Origin of the sequence: Agromyces fucosus (assembly GCF_004134865.1) — a bacterium.
Taxonomy (GTDB): Bacteria; Actinomycetota; Actinomycetes; order Actinomycetales; family Microbacteriaceae; genus Agromyces; species Agromyces fucosus.
The window spans coordinates 1-19,422 of the sequence record NZ_SDPO01000001.1 but is presented as its reverse complement, the minus strand read 5'-3'; the positions used below and the strand labels follow the sequence as shown (position 1 = coordinate 19,422).

The 19,422-nt window shown below is 69.8% G+C and carries 20 protein-coding genes and 1 rRNA gene; 1 reads left to right on the top strand and 20 read right to left on the bottom strand.

From position 1 onward, the window contains the following. Positions 1-12: 12 nt before the first annotated feature. On the bottom strand, positions 13-669 hold the full coding sequence (locus ESP57_RS00105) for a hypothetical protein (protein WP_129230059.1): 657 nt from the start codon (positions 667-669) through the stop codon (positions 13-15). Beyond that, the gene (locus tag ESP57_RS00100; RefSeq protein WP_129230057.1) at positions 666-1,145 is read right to left on the bottom strand and encodes a MarR family winged helix-turn-helix transcriptional regulator; all 480 of its coding nucleotides are present in this window, start codon (positions 1,143-1,145) and stop codon (positions 666-668) included. The genes ESP57_RS00105 and ESP57_RS00100 overlap by 4 nt, the downstream gene beginning before the upstream one ends. 98 nt (positions 1,146-1,243) lie before the next feature. On the opposite strand from ESP57_RS00100, the gene ESP57_RS00095 reads away from it, so the two are divergent. Further along, entirely contained in the window at positions 1,244-1,876 is a 633-nt protein-coding gene (locus ESP57_RS00095; RefSeq protein WP_165877343.1) for a GNAT family N-acetyltransferase, read from the top strand. Between the two features lie 43 nt (positions 1,877-1,919). Here the strand turns inward: ESP57_RS00095 and ESP57_RS00090 are convergent, their stop codons facing one another. From ESP57_RS00090 to rrf, 18 genes are all read right to left on the bottom strand, one after another. After that, positions 1,920-2,153, bottom strand: a complete 234-nt coding sequence (locus tag ESP57_RS00090; protein ID WP_129230053.1) for a DUF167 domain-containing protein — start codon at positions 2,151-2,153, stop codon at positions 1,920-1,922. 84 nt (positions 2,154-2,237) lie between these two features. Then, on the bottom strand, positions 2,238-3,752 hold the full coding sequence (gene der / locus ESP57_RS00085; protein ID WP_056008017.1) for a ribosome biogenesis GTPase Der: 1,515 nt from the start codon (positions 3,750-3,752) through the stop codon (positions 2,238-2,240). Next, positions 3,749-4,483 (bottom strand): (d)CMP kinase, encoded by a 735-nt coding sequence (gene cmk, locus ESP57_RS00080; protein ID WP_243648350.1) that lies wholly within the window; start codon positions 4,481-4,483, stop codon positions 3,749-3,751. The genes der and cmk overlap by 4 nt, the downstream gene beginning before the upstream one ends. Next, positions 4,480-5,562, bottom strand: a complete 1,083-nt coding sequence (locus ESP57_RS00075; RefSeq protein WP_056008014.1) for a prephenate dehydrogenase — start codon at positions 5,560-5,562, stop codon at positions 4,480-4,482. Before ESP57_RS00075 ends, cmk begins: the two co-directional genes overlap by 4 nt. Continuing rightward, positions 5,559-6,356 carry a pseudouridine synthase gene (locus tag ESP57_RS00070; protein WP_056008011.1) on the bottom strand — a complete coding sequence of 266 codons (798 nt, stop codon included), beginning with the start codon at positions 6,354-6,356 and terminating at the stop codon, positions 5,559-5,561. The genes ESP57_RS00075 and ESP57_RS00070 overlap by 4 nt, the downstream gene beginning before the upstream one ends. After that, the gene (gene scpB / locus ESP57_RS00065; protein WP_129230051.1) at positions 6,349-7,107 is read right to left on the bottom strand and encodes an SMC-Scp complex subunit ScpB; all 759 of its coding nucleotides are present in this window, start codon (positions 7,105-7,107) and stop codon (positions 6,349-6,351) included. The genes ESP57_RS00070 and scpB overlap by 8 nt, the downstream gene beginning before the upstream one ends. Continuing rightward, entirely contained in the window at positions 7,097-7,924 is an 828-nt protein-coding gene (locus tag ESP57_RS00060; protein ID WP_129230048.1) for a segregation and condensation protein A, read from the bottom strand. Before ESP57_RS00060 ends, scpB begins: the two co-directional genes overlap by 11 nt. Positions 7,925-8,012: 88 nt before the next feature. Next, on the bottom strand, positions 8,013-8,897 hold the full coding sequence (locus ESP57_RS00055) for a ParA family protein (protein WP_056008004.1): 885 nt from the start codon (positions 8,895-8,897) through the stop codon (positions 8,013-8,015). Positions 8,898-8,940: 43 nt separating this feature from the next. Further along, positions 8,941-9,843 carry a site-specific tyrosine recombinase XerD gene (gene xerD / locus ESP57_RS00050; RefSeq protein WP_115958347.1) on the bottom strand — a complete coding sequence of 301 codons (903 nt, stop codon included), beginning with the start codon at positions 9,841-9,843 and terminating at the stop codon, positions 8,941-8,943. Beyond that, positions 9,840-10,514 carry an NUDIX domain-containing protein gene (locus ESP57_RS00045; protein WP_056007998.1) on the bottom strand — a complete coding sequence of 225 codons (675 nt, stop codon included), beginning with the start codon at positions 10,512-10,514 and terminating at the stop codon, positions 9,840-9,842. The genes xerD and ESP57_RS00045 overlap by 4 nt, the downstream gene beginning before the upstream one ends. Continuing rightward, complete coding sequence (locus tag ESP57_RS00040; RefSeq protein ID WP_129230827.1) at positions 10,507-12,267, bottom strand: CTP synthase; 1,761 nt, start codon at positions 12,265-12,267, stop codon at positions 10,507-10,509. The genes ESP57_RS00045 and ESP57_RS00040 overlap by 8 nt, the downstream gene beginning before the upstream one ends. Positions 12,268-12,316: 49 nt before the next feature. Then, entirely contained in the window at positions 12,317-14,017 is a 1,701-nt protein-coding gene (gene recN, locus ESP57_RS00035; RefSeq protein ID WP_129230046.1) for a DNA repair protein RecN, read from the bottom strand. Between the two features lie 39 nt (positions 14,018-14,056). Next, on the bottom strand, positions 14,057-14,971 hold the full coding sequence (locus ESP57_RS00030; protein ID WP_129230044.1) for an NAD kinase: 915 nt from the start codon (positions 14,969-14,971) through the stop codon (positions 14,057-14,059). Further along, the gene (locus ESP57_RS00025; protein WP_129230042.1) at positions 14,968-15,777 is read right to left on the bottom strand and encodes a TlyA family RNA methyltransferase; all 810 of its coding nucleotides are present in this window, start codon (positions 15,775-15,777) and stop codon (positions 14,968-14,970) included. The genes ESP57_RS00030 and ESP57_RS00025 overlap by 4 nt, the downstream gene beginning before the upstream one ends. Positions 15,778-15,780: 3 nt before the next feature. Beyond that, a complete protein-coding gene (locus tag ESP57_RS00020) occupies positions 15,781-15,975 on the bottom strand; it encodes a hypothetical protein (protein ID WP_115958355.1) in 195 nt (64 codons plus the stop codon). Positions 15,976-16,023: 48 nt separating this feature from the next. Further along, positions 16,024-17,058 carry an HAD-IIA family hydrolase gene (locus ESP57_RS00015; RefSeq protein WP_207904443.1) on the bottom strand — a complete coding sequence of 345 codons (1,035 nt, stop codon included), beginning with the start codon at positions 17,056-17,058 and terminating at the stop codon, positions 16,024-16,026. Beyond that, a complete protein-coding gene (locus tag ESP57_RS18650) occupies positions 17,033-19,006 on the bottom strand; it encodes a primosomal protein (protein ID WP_243648349.1) in 1,974 nt (657 codons plus the stop codon). Before ESP57_RS18650 ends, ESP57_RS00015 begins: the two co-directional genes overlap by 26 nt. A gap of 118 nt (positions 19,007-19,124) precedes the next feature. After that, positions 19,125-19,241, bottom strand: a 5S ribosomal RNA gene (gene rrf / locus ESP57_RS00005). Positions 19,242-19,422: the final 181 nt, after the last annotated feature.

Sequence of the window (19,422 nt, the reverse complement as noted above, 5' to 3'; positions counted from 1 at the left end):
GCCGGCTCGACGTCAGATGTACTTCCGCACCTCGTCCATGAACGCAACCGGGTCGTCGACCCAGATGCGCAGTGCCGTCACCGACTGATCGCCGCCGGTCTTGCCGTGTCCGGGCAAGGTCACGAGCTTCGGCCCCTCGAGCTCGATCTCGAGGTTCGTCTCGTCGGTCATGCGCAGCATGAGGGTGCGCGAGGCATCCGTCTCGACGATCTTCGGCGACCTGGGCTCGTCCACCCGCAGGTTGCGCGCAACCGACGCGATGTCGTCCCAGCTGAGCGCGATGTCGAGCTCGAGCCCGCCGCGCACGCGGATGCCGTCGGGTCCGACGGTGTGCGGCCGCATGAGGTAGGCGCACAGGAGCCCGAACATCCACGTGAGCCCCCAGATGCCGAGCACGAGCAGCGTGATGCGCACGGCGGGCCAGCGATGCACGATGAGGTCGAAGATCGGGATCTCGACGGCCGACAGCACGATGAAGATCATGAGGATCGTCATCACGGGCTTGTGGAAGCCGAACCCCTTCGCGCCGGGCGCGATCGCCGGGCGGCGCGCGATGAACCGCCCGATGCTCGCGTAGATGCTGAGCTCCATGATCAGCGCGCGCTTCAGGAACCATCCGACGCGTCGCCAGACGGATGCCTCGGCGCGCGTCGCCGTCGCGGTGCTCATTCCCCCACCGCCTGAGACTGCTCAGCGCCTCGGCGCTGCTCGTCGGCTTCGATAAGTTCGCGCAGACGCCCGGCGATCGCCTCGATGCCGCGCAGCAGCGCGTCGCGGTCGGCGGGAGCGACGGCGCCGAGCAGTTCGGCCGAGAGCTCGGCATGGTCGCGCTGCATGTCGCGCATGAATTCCTCAGCGGATGCCGCGAGCGACACGACGATCGCCCGCCGATCGCTCGGGTGGCGCGAGCGGGTGACATAGCCGCCTGCCTCGAGCGCGTCCACGAGGCCCGTGATGTTGCGGGGGCTCACCTCGAGTCGGGCAGCGAGGGCGTGCTGGGTCGACGGACCGGTCGCCGCGAGTTCCCAGAGCAGCCTCGTGCGCGCCGGCGTCAGCGGGGTACCGGCGAAGGCGTTGGCCATGTCCTTCTGGAAGAGCTCGCTGACCTCGAGCAGCCGGTCGAGAACGGTGATCTCGGGAGTCATATCATGATGATACTGCATTGTTACCTATGTTCACGATCTCACGCGACGCGATCAGGGCGACCGCTGCGGATGTCGGTGGTCGGCGCTACATTCGAACCGTGATCACCGACGTGACCGAAGATCTCGAGCCGCTCAGGCTCCGCGTCGCTCCTGCGAGCGAAGTGCCGTTCACCGATGTCGAGGCCGTCTTCGGCACTCGAGGCGACCCTGCGCACTGCTGGTGCCAGTGGTACAAGATCCCCGGCAGCGACTGGCGGCGGTTCGGCGACGACGGCCTGCGTGACCGGCTGCAAGAGCAGTTGAACGCATCGGGCATCGGGCGCGGGCTCATCGCGTACGACGGCGAGACGCCGGTCGGCTGGTGCGCCGTCGAACCTCGCACCGATCTCCCCAGGGTTCGCCTGAGCACCATCGTCAAGGGCGGCACCGCGCATCCCGACTTCGACGACGACGCCGTGTGGGCCGTCTCCTGCTTCGTCGTTCCGCGCGACCACCGGGGCCGGGGCGTCGCCCGCGCTCTCGCCGAAGCGGCCGTCGACTTCGCCCGCGCAGGCGGTGCCGTCGTCGTCGAGGCCTACGCGGTCGACCCGAAGATCCGCGCCAAGGTGTCGGCCGACGCGCTCTTCCACGGCACGGTCTCGATGTTCACGCACGCGGGCTTCACCGAGATCGCCCGCCCCCGGCCAGACCGCGCGATCATGCAGGTCGAGCTGGTCGAGTCGTCGCGCTGAGTGAGTGAGGGTGAGTAACGGGGCTTGAACCCGCGACCTCCACTCAGTCGTCGATTTGCACCCGCTTCACCCGTGCTGACTCCCCTCGCAGGATGCGCACGCGGCTGCGCGGCACACCGTAGTGGGCCGCAAGGGCCTCGATGACGCCGACGTTCGCGGCACCGTCCACGGCGCGCTCCCGCACGAACACCGTGAGCGAGGCCGTGGGGTCACCCTCGACCGCCTCCACGAGCGGTCCCTTGCGGCTCCCGGGCTTGACCCTGATCGTGACGTCCATCACATCGTGGCGCGGCTGGAGAAACCACGAACGCCCGAGCCTGCTCCCTCGCGGGAACGACTCGGGCGCCGCGACATCCGTTGCCTACTTCGAGCGGTCGCGCTTCTCGCGCACACGCATGTTGATGACGATGGGCGAACCCTCGAAGCCGTAGATCTCGCGCAGGCGTCGCTGGATGAACCGGCGGTAGCCCGGGTCGAGGAACCCGGTCGTGAAGAGCACGAATGTCGGCGGGCGGCTGGCCGCCTGGGTGCCGAACAGCACGCGGGGCTGCTTGCCGCCGCGCACGGGGTGCGGGTGCTCCTGCGTCAGCTCGGTGAGGAACGCGTTGAACTTGCCCGTCGGGATGCGGGTGTCCCACGACTCGAGCGCGGTCTCGAGCGCAGGAACGAGCTTCTCGAGGTGACGGCCCGTCTTCGCCGAGATGTTGACGCGCGGCGCCCATGCGACGTGATGCAGGTCCTGCTCGATCTCGCGCTCGAGGTAGCGACGACGTTCGTCGTCGAGCAGGTCCCACTTGTTGAAGGCGAGCACGAGCGCCCGGCCCGATTCGAGCACGAGGTCGATGATGCGCACGTCCTGCTCGGAGAGCGGCTGCGAGACGTCGAGGAGCACGACGGCCACCTCGGCCTTCTCGAGCGCCGCCTGGGTGCGGAGCGAGGCGTAGAAGTCGGCGCCCTGCTGCAGGTGCACGCGGCGGCGGATGCCGGCGGTGTCGACGAAGCGCCAGATCTTGCCGCCGAGCTCGATCTGCTCGTCGACGGGGTCACGCGTGGTGCCGGCGAGCTCGTTGACCACGACGCGTTCTTCACCCGCGGTCTTGTTGAGCAGGCTCGACTTGCCGACGTTCGGGCGACCGAGGATCGCGACACGACGGGGGCCGCCGAACTCGTCCTTCGCGACCGCGGAGACCTGCGGCAGCACCTTGAAGACCTGCTCGAGCATGTCGGCGACGCCGCGGCCGTGCAGCGCCGAGACCGGGTGGGGTTCGCCGAGTCCGAGGTTCCAGAGCGCGGCGGCCTCTGACTCCTGGCGGGCGTCGTCGACCTTGTTGGCCAGCAGGAAGACCGGCTTCTTCGTCTTGCGGAGCAGCCGCACGACGTGCTCATCGGTGGACGTCGCGCCGACCGTGGCGTCGACGACGAAGAGCACGACGTCGCAGAGCTCGATGGCGACCTCAGCCTGCAGGGCGACCGAGGCGTCGATGCCCTTCGCGTCGGGCTCCCAGCCTCCGGTGTCGACGAGCGTGAAGCGGCGGTCGAGGTACTCGCCCTTGTATGAGACGCGGTCGCGAGTGACACCAGGGGTGTCTTCGACGACGGCCTCACGCCGGCCGAGGATTCGGTTGACGAGGGCGGACTTGCCGACGTTCGGTCGACCGACGATCGCGATGACCGGCAGCGCGGGGAGGTAGCGGATGGCCTCCTCGCCCTCTTCCGAGAGCTCGAGCACGTCGAGGTCGTCGTCGTCGAGTGCGTAGTCGGCGAGTCCCGAGCGGAGCGTTGCTGCGCGCTGCTCGGCGAGGTCGTCGTCGACGTCGGCAAGACGCTCGACGAGGTCGTCGTCGGGAGCGTCGTACTCTTCGCTCTGGTCGGTCATGGTGTCTCCTCTGAAATCTGTGCGCCCCTGGCGACGTGCTCGGGGGCGAGGAAGGGCGCCGCTTCGCGGATCACGCCGATCACCGCTTCGACCGTCTGGTCGAAGTCGAGCTCCGTCGAATCGACGGTCGTGACGCCGTCTGCCGCGGTCATGAAGTCCACGACCTTGGAATCCGCCGCGTCGCGCTTCCGCAGCTGCTCCCCCACAGCTTCGACCGACGATCCGGTCAGCTCAGCGGAGCGCCTGCCCATTCTAACCGCTTCCGATGCTGTGAGGAGTATGCGAACGGGGGCGTCGGGAGCCACGACGGTCGTGATGTCTCGGCCCTCGACGATGATGCCGGACGCATCGACCGCAGCCATGATCGACCGGAACAGTTCGATGAGATGGCGCCGCACCTCGGGCACGCGCGCCACGGCGCTCACGACCGCGGAGATCTGCGGGTCGCGGATCGCCTCGGTCACGTCGACCGCTCCGACCTGCACCGAGTAGCCGGTCGGGTCGGTGCCGATGCGGTAGTCGAAGGAATCGAGGCACGAGACGACGGATGCCGCGTCGTCGGTGTCGATTCCGGATGCCTCGGCGTGCCATGCCAGGGCGCGGTAGGCGGCACCCGTGTCGAGGAAGCCGAAGTCGAGCCGTCGCGCGACCTCCTTGGAGACGCTCGACTTGCCGCTGCCGGCCGGACCGTCGACGGCCACGACGAACGGGATGACGGGTGACACGTTCAACCTGCAATCCGCCAGCCGCGTGCGGCCAGCTCATCGGTGAGGTGCTGCTGCACCTCGGGGAGCACCGAGATCTCGGCGAGGCCGATCTGCGCGCCCGGCGAGTGCTCGAGCCGGAGGTCCTCGATGTTGGCGCCGGCCTCGCCGACGTCGTTGAAGAGCCGCGCGAGCTGGCCCGGCCGGTCGTCGATCATGACGATCAGGCTCGAATAGCGACGGTCGACGCCGTGCTTGCCCGGCAGCCGTTCGACGCCGGTGTTGCCGCCGAAGAGCTCCTCGGCGACGCGACGACGTGCCCCCGGTGCATCCATGTTGTCGAGCGCGTCGATGAAGCGGTCGAGGTCGTCGCGGTAGCCGCGCAGGATCTCGGCGACGGGCTCGGAGTTCTGCCCGAGGATCTGCACCCAGAGCTCGGGGTCGCTCGCCGCCACGCGGGTGACGTCGCGGATGCCCTGCCCGGCGAGGTTGACGGAGGCGTGCGGTGCGTCGATGAGGCGCCGGGCCATGAGGCTCGAGACGACCTGCGGTACGTGGGAGACGAGGGCGACGGCGGCATCGTGCTGCTCGGGCGTGAGTTCGACGAGCGTCGCGCCGAGGTCGAGGATGAGGTCGTCGATCGCCGAGCCGTCCTGGTACGAGATGCCGCCGTGCGCGGCGACGACCCACGGGCGGCCGACGAAGAGGTCGGCTCGGCCCGACATGGGGCCGCCGCGCTCGCGACCGGCCATGGGGTGAGTGCCGATGTAGCGCGAGAGGTCGGCGCCGCGCGCCTTCAGGTCCTCGTAGACGGCGAGCTTCACGCTCGCGACATCCGTGACGATCGCCTCGGGGTACGCCTCGAGTTCGGCCGCCACGACGTCGGCCGTGACGTCGGGCGGCACGCATACGACGATGAGCTGCGGGCGGTCGCCTGCAGCTGCCGCCCGTCCGGCGCCGTAATCGACCGCGATCGCGAGGTGCGTCGGCGAGGCGTCGGCGAGGATCACCTCGACGCCCTTGGCACGCAGGCCGAGGCCGATGCTCGCGCCCAACAGTCCCACACCGACCACGCGGACGGGGCCGGTCAGCCGTGATTCGGTCACGACTCGCCTCCCTCGCGATCGGCTTCCGCCGCGCGGGAGATGGTGAGCAGTTGGCCCCGCTCCTCCTTCGTCAGCTCGCGCATCTGGCCAGATCGGAGCGTGCCGAGGTTGAGCGGGCCGAAGCTCCGACGCACGAGGTCGACGACCGGATGTCCCACCGCGTCGAGCATGCGGCGCACGATGCGGTTGCGGCCCGAGTGGAGCGTGAGTTCGACCATCGAGTGCCGGTCATCGCCCTGCTGCTGCAGGATGCGCGCCTTGTCGGCCTTGATGGGGCCGTCGTCGAGTTCGATGCCGTTCTTCAGCTGCTGGATGACCTGCGGCGTGACCCGGCCGGTGACCTTCGCGATGTACGTCTTCGAGACGCCGAACGACGGGTGGGCGAGCACGTGCGCGAGGTCGCCGTCGTTCGTGAGCAGCAGCAGTCCGCTCGTCTCGGCGTCGAGGCGGCCGACGTTGAACACCCGCTCCTCGAGGCCGTCGGTGAAGCGCGTGAGGTCGGGGCGTCCCTGCTCGTCGCGCATCGACGAGACCACGCCGCGCGGCTTGTTCAGCATGTAGTAGCGCTTCGCGGGGTCGAGCTGCACGGCGACGCCGTCGACCGCGACGAGGTCGGTCTCGGGGTCGATGCGGCGGCCGAGCTCGGTCACGATCTCCCCGTTCACCTCGACGCGACCCTCGGCGATGTACTGCTCCGAGACCCGCCTGCTCGCGACGCCCGCCGCGGCGAGCACCTTCTGCAGTCGTACGCCCTCAGGGGCGGGTTCGCCGCCCCAGCCGGTTGCGTCAGTCAAAGTCGAATCCTTCCTGGCCGTCGTCGAGCAACGGCGAGATGTGGGGCAGCTCGTCGAGCGAGTTGATGCCGAGGTTCGTGAGCAGCAGCTCGGTCGTTCCGTAGAGGATCGCGCCGGTCTCGGGGTCGGTGTCGACCTCGGTGACGAGGCCGCGCCCGAGGAGGGTGCGCACGACGGAGTCGACGTTCACCGCACGGATCGAGGCGACCTGGGAGCGCGAGATCGGCTGCTTGTAGGCGATCACCGAGAGTGTCTCGAGCGCCGCCTGGGAGAGCCGGGTCGACGACTGCGTGAGCACGAAGTCGGCGACGAGGGTGTCGTACTCGGCACGCACGTAGAATCGCCAGCCGCCGCCGACCTCGCGGAGTTCGAACCCGCGACGGATGCTTCGTGGCTCGGGCTCCCCCGCGACATCCGTTCGCGGCTCGCCCGACGCCCCGGCGCCGTCGTAGTCGGCACGGAGCCGGGCGATCGCGGCGCGCACTTCGGCGACCGGACGCGCGACCGCAGCCGCGAGCGAGACGACGCTCTGCGGCTCGTCGGCGATGAAGAGGATCGCCTCGAGGGCACGGTCGAGGTCGAGGCGGGGCTGGCCGGGCACGTCGAGCGGGGTCACGATCGACAGCTCAGGGCCGTCGGTCTCGGTCTCGCCCACTGCCTCGGTCTCGCCCACTGCATCGGGCTCGTTCACCGCGGTGACGAGCTGCTCGTCGGGCACGTCCGTCGCCGCGACATCCGTCTCATTCGTCATAGTCAGCCCCCAGGCTCTCGAGGTTCTCGTCGGACCAGTTCTCGGCCGACCAGCGCAGCGTCAGCTCGCCGAGCGGCTCGAGCTGCTCGAAGCCGATCGCGGCATGCCGGTAGAGCTCGAGCACGGCGAGGAAGCGCGCGACGACGACTCCCGACTGGCCGACGCCGGCGATGAGCTGGCGGAACGTCACGGGATCGCCGCGCCGGAGCACCGCGACGACGTGCGCCGCCTGCTCGCGGATCGAGACGAGCGGTGCGTGCAGGTGGTCGAGGCCGACGACCGGGATCTCGCGCGGCGTCAGCGCCAGCGTCGCGAGCGCGGCGAAATCCTCGGCCGACAGGGTCCAGACGAGCTCTGGAGCGCGCCGGCGGAACTTCTCCTCGAGCCGTACATTGCGGGCATGACGCAGCGACTCGCGCTCGAGGTTGCCCGAGAACCAGCGCGCCGCCTCCTTGAAGGCCCGGTACTGCAGCAGCCGGGCGAACAGCAGGTCGCGGGCCTCGAGCAGGGCGACGTCTTCAGCGTCGACGAGCTCCCCCTGCGGCAGGAGCCCCGCCACCTTCAGGTCGAGCAGCGTCGCCGCGACGACGAGGAATTCGGAGGCGCGATCGAGCTCCTCCTCGGAGTCGAGGCCGCGCAGGTACGAGATGAACTCGTCGGTGACCGCCGACAGCGACACCTCGGTGATGTCGAGCTCGTGCTTCGTGATGAGCGAGAGCAGCAGGTCGAACGGGCCCTCGAAGTTCGTGAGCGCGACGCGGAAGCCGCCCTCATCGGCCGCGGGCACGTCCGACATCGGCGCGGCCGACGCCGTCATGGCCGAGTCGTCCGACCGCGCTGGCGCGTCATCTCCTTCGGCCGACACCCTCGCGTCGGACGCGTGCTGTTCGGGGGCCGACGCCGCCTCAGGCGACCGCGCCACGGAAGACCAGCTCCCTGGCGAGCTGGCGGTACGCCCGCGACGCCTGGTGCTCGGGTGCGAACTCGGTGATGGGAGTCCCGGCGACGCTCGCATCGGGGAACTTCACGGTGCGGGTGATGACCGTCTCGAGCACCTCGTCGCCGAACGCGTCGACGACGCGCTCGAGCACCTCACGGGAGTGCAGCGTGCGGGAGTCGTACATCGTCGCGAGGATGCCGTCGAGCTGGATCGCCGGGTTCAGGCGGTCGCGCACCTTGTCGATGGTCTCGATGAGCAGCGCAACGCCGCGCAGCGCGAAGTACTCGCACTCGAGCGGGATGACGACGCCGTGGCTGGCCGTGAGCGCGTTCACGGTGAGCAATCCGAGCGACGGCTGGCAGTCGATGAGGATCACGTCGTAGTCGGCGGAGACGCGGCGCAGCACACTCGCGAGGATCTGCTCGCGGGCGACCTCGGTGACGAGGTGCACCTCGGCGGCCGAGAGGTCGATGTTGGCGGGGATCACGTCGAGCCCCTCGACGCTCGTCTTCTGGATCACCTCGGCCGGGTCGAGCGTGCGCGAGAGCAGCAGGTCGTAGATCGTGGGCACGTCGTGCGTCGGCACGCCGAGGCCCGCCGAGAGCGCGCCCTGCGGGTCGAAGTCGACCGCGAGCACCCGGCGGCCGTACTCGGCGAGCGTCGCGCCGAGGTTGATCGTCGTGGTCGTCTTGCCGACGCCGCCCTTCTGGTTGCAGAGGGCGATGATGCGCGCCGGGCCGTGGGAGGTGAGCGTGACGGGCTCGGGAAACTCGCGAGAGGGGCGACCAGTGGGACCGAGCTCTGGCGGAGTTGCGATTCCGTCCGCTGAGTGGTTCGTCTGGTGCGTCACGTGGCGTCTTCTCTCCTGGGGCCGGGCGGGTGCTTGGTCGATTCTAGCGAGCACGCGGGTGGGCCGCGGTGTACATCTCCCGGAGTGTGTCCGCTGTGACGAGTGTGTAGATCTGGGTGGTGGCGACCGAGGAGTGGCCGAGGAGCTCCTGCACGACGCGCACGTCGGCGCCGCCTTCGAGCAGGTGCGTCGCGAACGAGTGCCGCAGGGTGTGCGGCGAGACGGATGTCGCGAGCCCCGCCGTCTCGGCGGCGTCGCGGAGCGCCTCCCACGCGGCCTGCCGCGACATCCGCTTGCCGCGCACGCCGAGGAAGAGCGCGGGCGTCGCCGTGCCGCGTGCGGAGAGCAATGGCCGGGCACGCACGAGGTAGGCGTCGACGGCCCGGCGCGCGTAGCTGCCGAGGGGCACGATGCGCTGCTTGCCGCCCTTGCCGAAGAGCCGCACGACCTCCTGGTCGACGAGGTCGTCGACGTTCAGCGACACCGCCTCCGAGACGCGCGCACCGGTCGCGTAGAGCACCTCGAGCAGGGCGGTGTCGCGCAGGTCGGTCGGCTCGTCGCCGCCAGCTGCCGCGATGAGCGCCTCGACGTCGTCGACCGGGATCGCCTTGGGCAGGCGCATCGGCAGCTTCGGAGGGCGCAGTTCGCGCGAGACGTCCGTCGGCACGAGCCCCTCCTCGGCGAGGAACCGGTGCAGGCCGCGCACAGCCGACAGCACGCGGGCGATCGACGAGGTCGCGAGCGGAGGCACCCGTTCGGCGCCGAGGAAGCGCACGAAGTCGCCGAGGTCCTGCTCGGTCGCCGCCGAAGGCCCGGCGATGCCTCGGGAGGCGAGCCAGTCGGCGTAGATCGCGAGGTCGCGTCGATACGACGAGATCGTGTTCCGCGCGAGCCCCCGCTCCACGACGAGATGCCGCAGATAGTCGTCGACGGGGGTTCCGGTCATCGTTGCGAGCGCTCCGTGCGGCCGACGGCCTGCCCGGGCCACGGGGCATCCGCTGGGCCGAGACTCGACCAGTCGCGGGCGCGGGCCGCCATGGCCGCGAGCACCGCGATCGCGAGCGGCGCGTTGTGGATGCGTCGCTCGAGGACCGCGTCGACGCACTCGTCGAGCGGCACCCAACGGGTCTCCATGTCGGCCTCCTCGCCCTCGCGGGCGAACGCCTCGGCCGTGACCGAGAGTCCGCGCGCCAGGTACACCCGGATCAGCTCGTCGCTGCCGCCTGGCGACGTCGCGATGTCGGTCAGCACCGCCCAGTCGGATGCCTCGAGGTCGGCCTCTTCGGCGAGCTCCCGCTTCGCGGCGGCGAGCGGCGGTTCGCCGTCGACGTCGAGGAGGCCGGCGGGGATCTCCCAGTCGCGCATGCGCACCGGGTGGCGGTACTGCTTGATCAGCAGCACGTTGTCGTCGTCATCGATCGCGAGGACGCCGACCGCACCCGTGTGGTCCATGTACTCGCGCACGATGGTCTCGCCGCCGAATTCGAAGGCGTCGCGGCGGATGTCCCAGACCCGACCCTCGAAGACCCGTTCGCTCGAGACGACGGGCACCACGACCCGTTCATCGGCGAGCGGCTCGCGCCGCCCGCCGATGCCGGAGCCGAGGGAATCAGCCATTGCTGACGTCGTCGAACAGCTTGCTCGCCTGCTGGCGCTCGAGCGCCGCACCGACGAGGCCGCGGAAGAGGGGGTGGGCATCGTTCGGGCGGCTGCGCAGCTCGGGGTGAGCCTGCGTGCCGACGTAGAACGGGTGCACCTCGCGCGGCAGCTCGACGAACTCGACGAGGTGACGGTCGGGCGACATCCCCGAGAACGAGAGGCCCGCCTCGGCGATGCGGTCACGATAGGAGTTGTTGACCTCGTAGCGGTGACGGTGACGCTCGGAGACCTCGGTCGAGCCGTACAGCTCGGCCGCGATCGAGCCCTCCGCGAGCTTGGCCGGGTAGAGGCCGAGACGCATGGTGCCGCCGAGGTCGCCGCCGGCGATGATCTCGACCTGCTCCTCCATGGTCGCGATGACCGGGTACTGCGTGTCGGGGTCGAACTCGCTCGACGAGGCGCCGGGCAGGCCCGCGACATTGCGCGAGTACTCGATGACCATGCACTGCAGGCCGAGGCAGAGGCCGAGCACCGGGATGGCGTTCTCACGCGCGAAGAGCAGGGCGCCGAGCTTTCCCTCGATGCCGCGCACGCCGAAGCCGCCCGGCACGCAGATGCCGTCGAGGTGCGCGAGGTGCTTCTGCGCCCCCTCGGGGGTCTGGCACTCGTCGGACGGGATCCACTCGATGTTGACCTTGGAGTCGTTCGCGAAACCGCCGGCGCGCAGCGCCTCGGTGACCGAGAGGTAGGCGTCGGGCAGGTCGATGTACTTGCCGACGAGCCCGATCGTGACCTCGTGCTTGGGGTCATGGACGACGTCGAGCAGGCTGCTCCAGCCCGACCAGTCGACGTCGGCCGCCTTCTCACCGAGACCGAGGGTGTCGATGATGTAGGCGTCGAGGCCCTGGTCGTGCAGCATCGTCGGGATGTCGTAGATCGACGGCACGTCGACGGCGTTCACGACGGCCTGCTCGTCGACGTCGCACATGAGCGCGATCTTGCGCTTGTTCGACTCGGTGACGGGCCGGTCGCTGCGGAGCACGAGCGCGTCGGGCTGGATGCCGATGGAGCGGAGCGCGGCGACCGAGTGCTGCGTCGGCTTGGTCTTCTGCTCGCCCGACGCGCCCATGAAGGGCACGAGGGAGACGTGCACGAAGAAGACGTTCTTGCGGCCGAGCTCGTGGCGCACCTGGCGGGCCGACTCGATGAACGGCTGCGACTCGATGTCGCCGACGGTGCCGCCGATCTCGGTGATGATGACGTCGGGCTTCGGCGACTCCGAGGCCTGCAGCCGCATGCGCCGCTTGATCTCGTCGGTGATGTGCGGGATGACCTGCACGGTGTCGCCGAGGTACTCGCCGCGGCGCTCCTTGGCGATCACCGTCGAGTAGATCTGGCCGGTGGTGACGTTCGCCGCCTGGCTCAGGTTGATGTCGAGGAACCGCTCGTAGTGACCGATGTCGAGGTCGGTCTCAGCGCCGTCGTCGGTCACGAAGACCTCGCCGTGCTGGAAGGGGTTCATCGTGCCCGGATCCACGTTCAGATATGGATCGAGCTTCTGCATGACGACTCTGAGGCCCCTGGCAGTCAGGAGGTTACCGAGACTCGCCGCCGTGAGTCCCTTGCCCAACGAAGAAACGACACCACCGGTCACGAAGATGTGCTTGGTCGTGTCGTTCTGATTGTCTGTTCCGCGTTCATCCACCACGGGCTTATAGCCTAACCCACGTTCCTGATCATTCGACCCGACATGCCCCACGCGCTCCCCCATTTTCTCGGGATCCACTCGATCCCGTTCGTTCGCGGCCGGCGACCGCGCGTCACGCCGCGCGGTCGGCGGCGATCTCCAGCAGTTCCCGGGCGTGCGCGAGCCCGCTCTGCGAATCGGCGAGCCCCGACAGCAGCCGCGCCATCTCGGCCTCCCGTTCGGCCCCGGCGAGCTGGCGGACGCTCGAGGAGGTGACCTGCCCGTCGGTGCCCTTGACGACGCTCAAGTGGTTCGTCGCGAACGCGGCGACCTGCGCGAGGTGGGTCACGACGATGACCTGCGAGCGCTCGGCGAGTCGCGCCAACCGCCGCCCGATCTCGATCGCGGCGGCGCCGCCGACGCCGGCGTCGACCTCGTCGAAGACGAACGTCGGCACGGGGTCGCTGCCGGCGATGACGACCTCGATTGCGAGCATCACTCGCGACAGCTCGCCGCCGGAGGCTCCGCGCGACACCGGCCGCGGCTCGGCACCGGGATGCGGTCGGAGCAGGATCGACACGGCATCGCTGCCGTGCGACGTCGCTTCGGCGGTCGGCTCGATCACGACGGCGAGCTGGGCATCGGGCATCGCGAGTGCCGCGAGCTCGGTGGTGACTGCGGTCGCGAGCCGCCCGGCCGCGTCGGTACGCAGCTCGGTGAGTGAACCGGCGAGCCGGTCGACCTCGGCTTCGAGCGACGCGACGGATGCCTCGAGTCCCTCGATGCGCTCGTCGTCGCTGTCGAGTTCGACGAGCCTGAGACCGCCGTTGCGGCGGAACTCGAGCACCTCTTCGAGGCCGCCGCCGTGGCGACGTACGAGACCCCCGAGCACGGCGCGGCGCTCCTGCACGATCTCGAGCTCGCGCGCACCGTCGGCGTCGAGCCCGGCGAGATATCCCGACAGCTCGGCCGCCGCATCGGCGAGCAGGAACCCCGCGTTCGTCAGCATCTCGCCGATGGGCTGCAGCGCTGCGTCATGCTCGGCGACGCGCTCCAGCTGCCGTCGAGCGCCGTCGACGAGCGCGACGGCGTCTGGGACGTCGTCGACAACGTCTTCGGCCGAGATCAGGGCACGAGCCTGTGCAGCTGCGAGGCGCAGCTCTTCGAGGTTCGAGAGCCGGTCGGCACGCTCCTGCAGTTCGAGGTCTTCACCGGGTTGCGGGTCGGCGGCTTCGACCTCGTCGAGGGCGGCGCGCAGCTCTTCGGCCTCGCGCACCCGCGACTCGTGATCGGCGCGGAGACGCTCGAGCTCGGCGGCATCCGTTCGCCAGGCGTTGAAGGCGACTCGATACTCGTCGAGCACGGCCTGAAGCTTCGATCCGGCGAAGCGGTCGAGCGCCTCGCGTTGCGCGACCGCTGAGCGGAGCCGCTGCTGGTCGGCCTGGCCGTGCACGACGACGAGTTCGTCCCCGAGCTCGGCGAGCACGCCGACGGGGGCGCTCCGTCCGCCGACGACGGCCCGGCTGCGTCCCTCTGCGGAGACCGACCGGCCGAGCAGCAGCTCACCGGCTTCGATCTCCCCGCCCGTCTCGGCGACGCGCTCGGCGACGGTGCCGTCGTCGGGCACGAGCCAACGGCCCTCGACCCACGCCTGCTTCGCGCCGGCACGCACGGCGCCGGCATCGGACCGCGAGCCGAGCAGCAGACCGAGCGCGGTCACGACCATGGTCTTGCCCGCGCCCGTCTCGCCCGTCACGGCCGTGAATCCGGCCCCGAGCGGAAGGGTGGCCTCGGCGATGACGCCGAGATCGCGGATGCCGAGTTCCTCAATCAATACAGCCCTCGATCACTGCAGCCCTCGATCACTCTCTGACTATTCACGCCCGACCGGCCCCCTCCACCCGGTGACCGGGAGCTGGAACTTGTTGACCAGGCGGTCGGTGAACGGCGCCTCGTGCAGTCGCGCGAGGCGGACCGGCATGGGCGACCTGCGCACGATCACGCGTGAACCCGGCGGAAGGTCGAACGTGCGCCGGCCGTCGCACCAGATGACGGCGGATGCCTCGGTGCGCTGGAGGATCTCGACCGCGAGCGACGACTCGGGACCGACCACGAGGGGCCGGGCGAAGAGCGCGTGCGCGCTGAGCGGCACGAGCAGCAGCGCTTCGAGGCTCGGCCAGACGACGGGGCCGCCGGCGGAGAACGAATAGGCGGTCGACCCGGTCGGCGTCGACATCACGACGCCGTCGCAGCCGAAGGAGGAGAGCGGTCGACGATCGACCTCGATGACGACCTCGAGCATGCGCTCGCGTTCGGCCTTCTCGACGGTGACCTCGTTGAGCGCCCAGCTCTCGTAGACGACGTCGTCGCCGACCTTCGCGCGCACCGCGAGCGTCATGCGCTCCTCGACCGTGTAGTCGCGTGCCAGCGCGCGGCCGATCGTGTAGCCGAGATCGTCACGCTCGCTCTCGGCGAGGAATCCCACGTGGCCGAGGTTCACGCCGAGGAGCGGCACCGGGTAGTCGCGCATGATCTCGGCGGCCCGGAGGATCGTGCCGTCGCCGCCGAGCACGATGACGAGCTCGATGCCCGTCGGGTCGGTCTCCTCGAAGCGCTCGACCGAGCCGTTGAGCTCGGGCACGAAGTCGTGCACCTCGTCCCAGTGCTCTGCCGCGATGACCGGCACCGCGCCGGCGGCCAGGAGCTGGGTGCAGACCTCGCTCGTCGCCTCGAGGGCGGATTGCCGGCCCGTATGTGCGACCACCAGGAAGCGCCGTGCGTCACTCACGCCTTCGCCCTCCCCGTCACTTCGTCTACCCGACCTGACCATTCTGTCGGATTCACTCCGCGCGCGGCGCTCAGATGCACGAGGTACTCGAGATTTCCGTGGCCGCCCGCGATTGGGGAGGACAGGACGCCTGCGGTGCCGAGCCCCGCGTCGAATGCCGCCCACAGCACGTTCGCGACGGCCTCGGCGCGGAGTCCGGCGTCACGCACGACGCCCTCGCGCACTCCCCCGCGCCCGACCTCGAACTGCGGCTTGACGAGCAGCACGAAGTCCGCGTCATCGGTCGCACTCGCACGCAACGCCGGCAGCACCACGGTGAGCGAGATGAACGAGAGGTCGGCGACGACGAGCGACGGCCGCTCGTCGACCCCGGTGAGTTCTGCGAGCCGCGCGGCGTCGAGATGCCGCACATTGCACCCCTCGACGAGCACGAGGCCGGGAGCCTCCGCGAGTTCGGGCGCGAGCTGATCGTGTCCGACATCGACGGCGAGCACCCACCGGGCGCCGCGCTCGAGGAGCACCTGGCTGAACCCGCCAGTCGAGGCGCCCGCGTCGAGCGCGATTCGACCGGCGACGTCGACGCCGAAGCCGTCGAGACCGGCGATCAGCTTGTGCGCCGCACGGCTCACGTAGTGATCGGATGCCGCGACCTCGAGCAGCGCGTCATCGCCGACCTTGGCCGCCGCCTTGACGACCGGACGACCATCGACCGTCACGACGCCCGCGGCGATGAGTGTCGCGGCGTGCGTGCGCGAGCGGGCGAGTCCGCGCGCCGCGAGCGCCGCGTCGAGTCGTTGTTCGGTCATGCGTTAGTTGCGCAGCGACGGGTCGGACTGCTCGAGCTGCGTGCGCAGCTCGCCGGCGAGGGTCTGGTACGCCTCTGCACGTTCGGCGAGCGGTCGCGACTCGACCTCGGCGAGCACGGCCGACACCGACGAGGAGGCCGCATCGGCCGCGGGCGGGATCGTCGCGGCCGCTTCTGATCGATCGGGTTCAGTGCTCACGTGTCAACGCTACCCCGAGCCGCCGACGCCGGGCCGACGACCGACCGGTCAGCTGTAGAGCCGGGCCGGAACGTCGAGCACGTGGATGCCCATGCCCGATCCCCAGATCGCCGCGCACGCGGCACGCAGCAGGTCGAGCCGGTCGTCGCCGTCGTCGACGATCTCGACGCGGTTGCCCGACATGCGCACCCGGGCGGAGCCGACACGGGTCACGCCGCCACGCACCTGCTCCGTGGCCGGATACGGGGCGTGCAAGCCGTCGAGGTCGGCGAGGATGAAGTCGGGTCGACTCGATTCGGGAGCCGCGAGCACCTGCTTGGCCGTGTCGATGCCGGTGAGCACGAGAGCGCTCAACATGCCGGCACGCCGCGCGCCCAGGATGTCGGTGTCGAGGCGATCGCCGACCATGAGCGGCTGCTCGGCGCCGAACCTGCGGCGCGCCTCGTCGAAGATCGGCGTCTCGGGCTTGCCCGCGACGAGCGGGAACCGGCCGACCGCCGTGTGAACCGCCGAGACGAGCGTGCCGTTCCCCGGCGCGATGCCGCGCGCGACCGGGATGGTCCAGTCCATGTTCGTCGCGATCCACGGGATCCCCGTGCTCGCGCCGTCCGGGCCGCCGGTGGCGGTCAGCGCGAAGGATGCCTCGGCGAGCTCACGCCATCCGAGCTCGGGTGCGAAGCCCTGCACGACCGCCTCGGGCGCGTCGTCCGCCGAGCGCGTGATGCGGTAGCCCCGCTTCTCGAGTTCTGAGGTGATGCCCTCTCCGCCCACGACGAACACGAGCGCGCCCGGCGCGACCTGTTCGGCGAGCAGTGCCATCGCGGCCTGCGGCGAGGTCACGACATCGGCTGCGACGACGTCGAGGCCGAGCTCGGCCAGGTGACCGGCGACGGATGCATCGCTTCGCGACGCGTTGTTCGTGATGTAGCCGACAGCCCGATCGCGCTTCGCGAGGTTCAAGCTCTCGACGGCGCGCGGGATCGCGTGGGCGCCGGCGTAGACGACGCCGTCGAGGTCGGCGAGCACCGCGTCGACGCCGTCGAGCGGCGTCGGGTGCTCAGTCTTCGCGCGGAACAGTCCCACCGGACGTACCCTCGCTCTCGTCGACTTCCAGGGCGGCGAGCACCTCGCGCACGTCGTCTTCGAGCACGTCGCGCGGGTCGCCGTCGAAGGCCTCCTCAGCGTCAGCCTCTGCGGGCGCCTCTTCGTCGGCGTCGCCGAGCTCCCCGGCATCCGCTGCCTCGGTCTCGGCCACGACGGCCTCGTCCGTTGCTGCGCCCTCGCCGGTATCGTCGACGGACTCGTCCTCGACGACCTCGCCCGCGTCCTCGGGCTCGTGAGTCTCGTCGGCTTCGTCGGCGAACTCCTCGAGCTCCACCTCGAAGATCTCGATCGACTCCGCCTCAGCCGGACCACCCAGCGCCGCTTCGGCACGGTCAGCACGGGCCCGCCACTTCGCGGCCTCGTCAGCGCGACCGAGCTCCTCGAGTACCTCGGCGTACGCCGAGAAGAGAGCCGGACTGTACGAGAACGCCCGATCGGGGTCGAGCTGGGGAATCTCGAGCTCGGCGAGGGCGATCTCGGGTTGGCCGAGGTCGAGACGGGCCCCCGACATGGCGATGGCGAGGCCGACCTGCACGGCCGGAGCGAGCGTCGAGCGGTCGACGGCGCGGCCGACCTCGAGGGCACGGTCGGGTCGGCCGACACCGCGCTCGCTGTCGACGAGCAGCGGCAGCTGGTCGTTGCTGCCCGAGATGCGGCGGTACGTACGCAGCTCGCGGAGCGCGAGCGCGAAGTCGCCGGTCGCGTAGGCGGTGATCGCGAGCGTCTCGCGCACGACGGCGATGCGGCCGGCACGGCGCCCTGCCGAAAGTGCGTGCTGGTGCGCGAGCTCGGGGTCGTCCTCGAGGAGTTCGGATGCCGCGACGAGGTGCCGCGCGACCCAGTCGGCGTTCTCCTTGCTCAAGGTCTTCAGCTCGGCGCGAGCGCCCTTGTCGAGGTCGCGTGCCTCGATCGACTCGGGAATGAACGGGTCGTCGTGGCGCGGACGCACCTGCAGGTCGGCCGCACCGTAGTTCTCACGGGGAGGTGCATCGCGCTGGTCGTCGCTCCCGCCTGGGCGTCCGCCCCGGGGCGAATCGCCATAGGGCTTGCGGTTGTCGCGGTCCCCGTACGGCTTCTTCGCGTCACGGTCGCCATACGGCTTCCGGTTGTCGCGGTCCCCGTACGGCTTCGACGCTCCGCGGTCGCCGTAGGGCTTCGCGTCGCGATCGCCATACGGCTTCCGGTTGTCGCGGTCCCCGTACGGCTTCGACGCACCGCGGTCGCCGTAGGGCTTCGCGTCGCGATCGCCATACGGCTTCCGGTTGTCGCGGTCCCCGTACGGCTTCTTCGCGTCACGGTCGCCATACGGCTTCCGGTTGTCGCGGTCCCCGTACGGCTTCTTCGCATCGCGATCGCCGTACGGCTTCGACGCACCGCGGTCGCCGTAGGGCTTCGCGTCGCGATCGCCATACGGCTTCCGGTTGTCGCGGTCCCCGTACGGCTTCTTCGCGTCACGGTCGCCATACGGCTTCCGGTTGTCACGATCACCGTACGGCTTCTTCGCATCGCGATCGCCGTAGGGCTTCGCGTCGCGATCGCCATACGGCTTCCGGTTGTCTCGGTCCCCGTACGGCTTCTTCGCGTCACGGTCGCCATAGGGCTTGCGGTTGTCACGGTCCCCATACGGCTTCGACGCTCCGCGGTCCCCGTAGGGCTTCGCGTCGCGATCGCCATACGGCTTCCGGTTGTCACGGTCCCCATACGGCTTCTTCGCATCACGATCGCCATACGGCTTCTTCGCGTCACGATCGCCATACGGCTTCCGGTTGTCGCGGTCCCCGTACGGCTTCTTCGCTGGAGCGCCGTCTCGAGCGGTGGAACCGGAACGCGCACTCGCCGGCCGGCCGGCTCCGTTGCCGCCGCCGCTGTGCTGATCGCGTCGCTCAGGTCGCCCCTGGTCTGCCGAGCCGTGCTTGGAGTCGCTCACGATATTCCCGTCGTGTGTGGAGTCCTCATGGGACTCAACCGTAATGGGGCACCTTGTGAAGTACCCCGTTAACGAAGAAAGGCCACCCGTCTTCGGGTGGCCTCTCTCCTCAATGTTTGTCCGGCGGTGTCCTACTCTCCCACAGGGTCCCCCCTGCAGTACCATCGGCGCTGCGAGTCTTAGCTTCCGGGTTCGGAATGTGTCCGGGCGTTTCCCTCGCGCTATGGCCGCCGAAACTCTAGAACCAATCGCACCCTGGTTGGGGTGGTTGGTGGTCTCGGTGACCGCACCAACCCAGACCCTGTTACAGGGTGTGGTGGTGCGGGTGTGTTCTCAGTGTTGAGTTTTTGGGTTTCCCGTCTGAAGGGAACCACAGAGTGGACGCGAGCGTATCTTTGGCCACTCACACGGCCTTT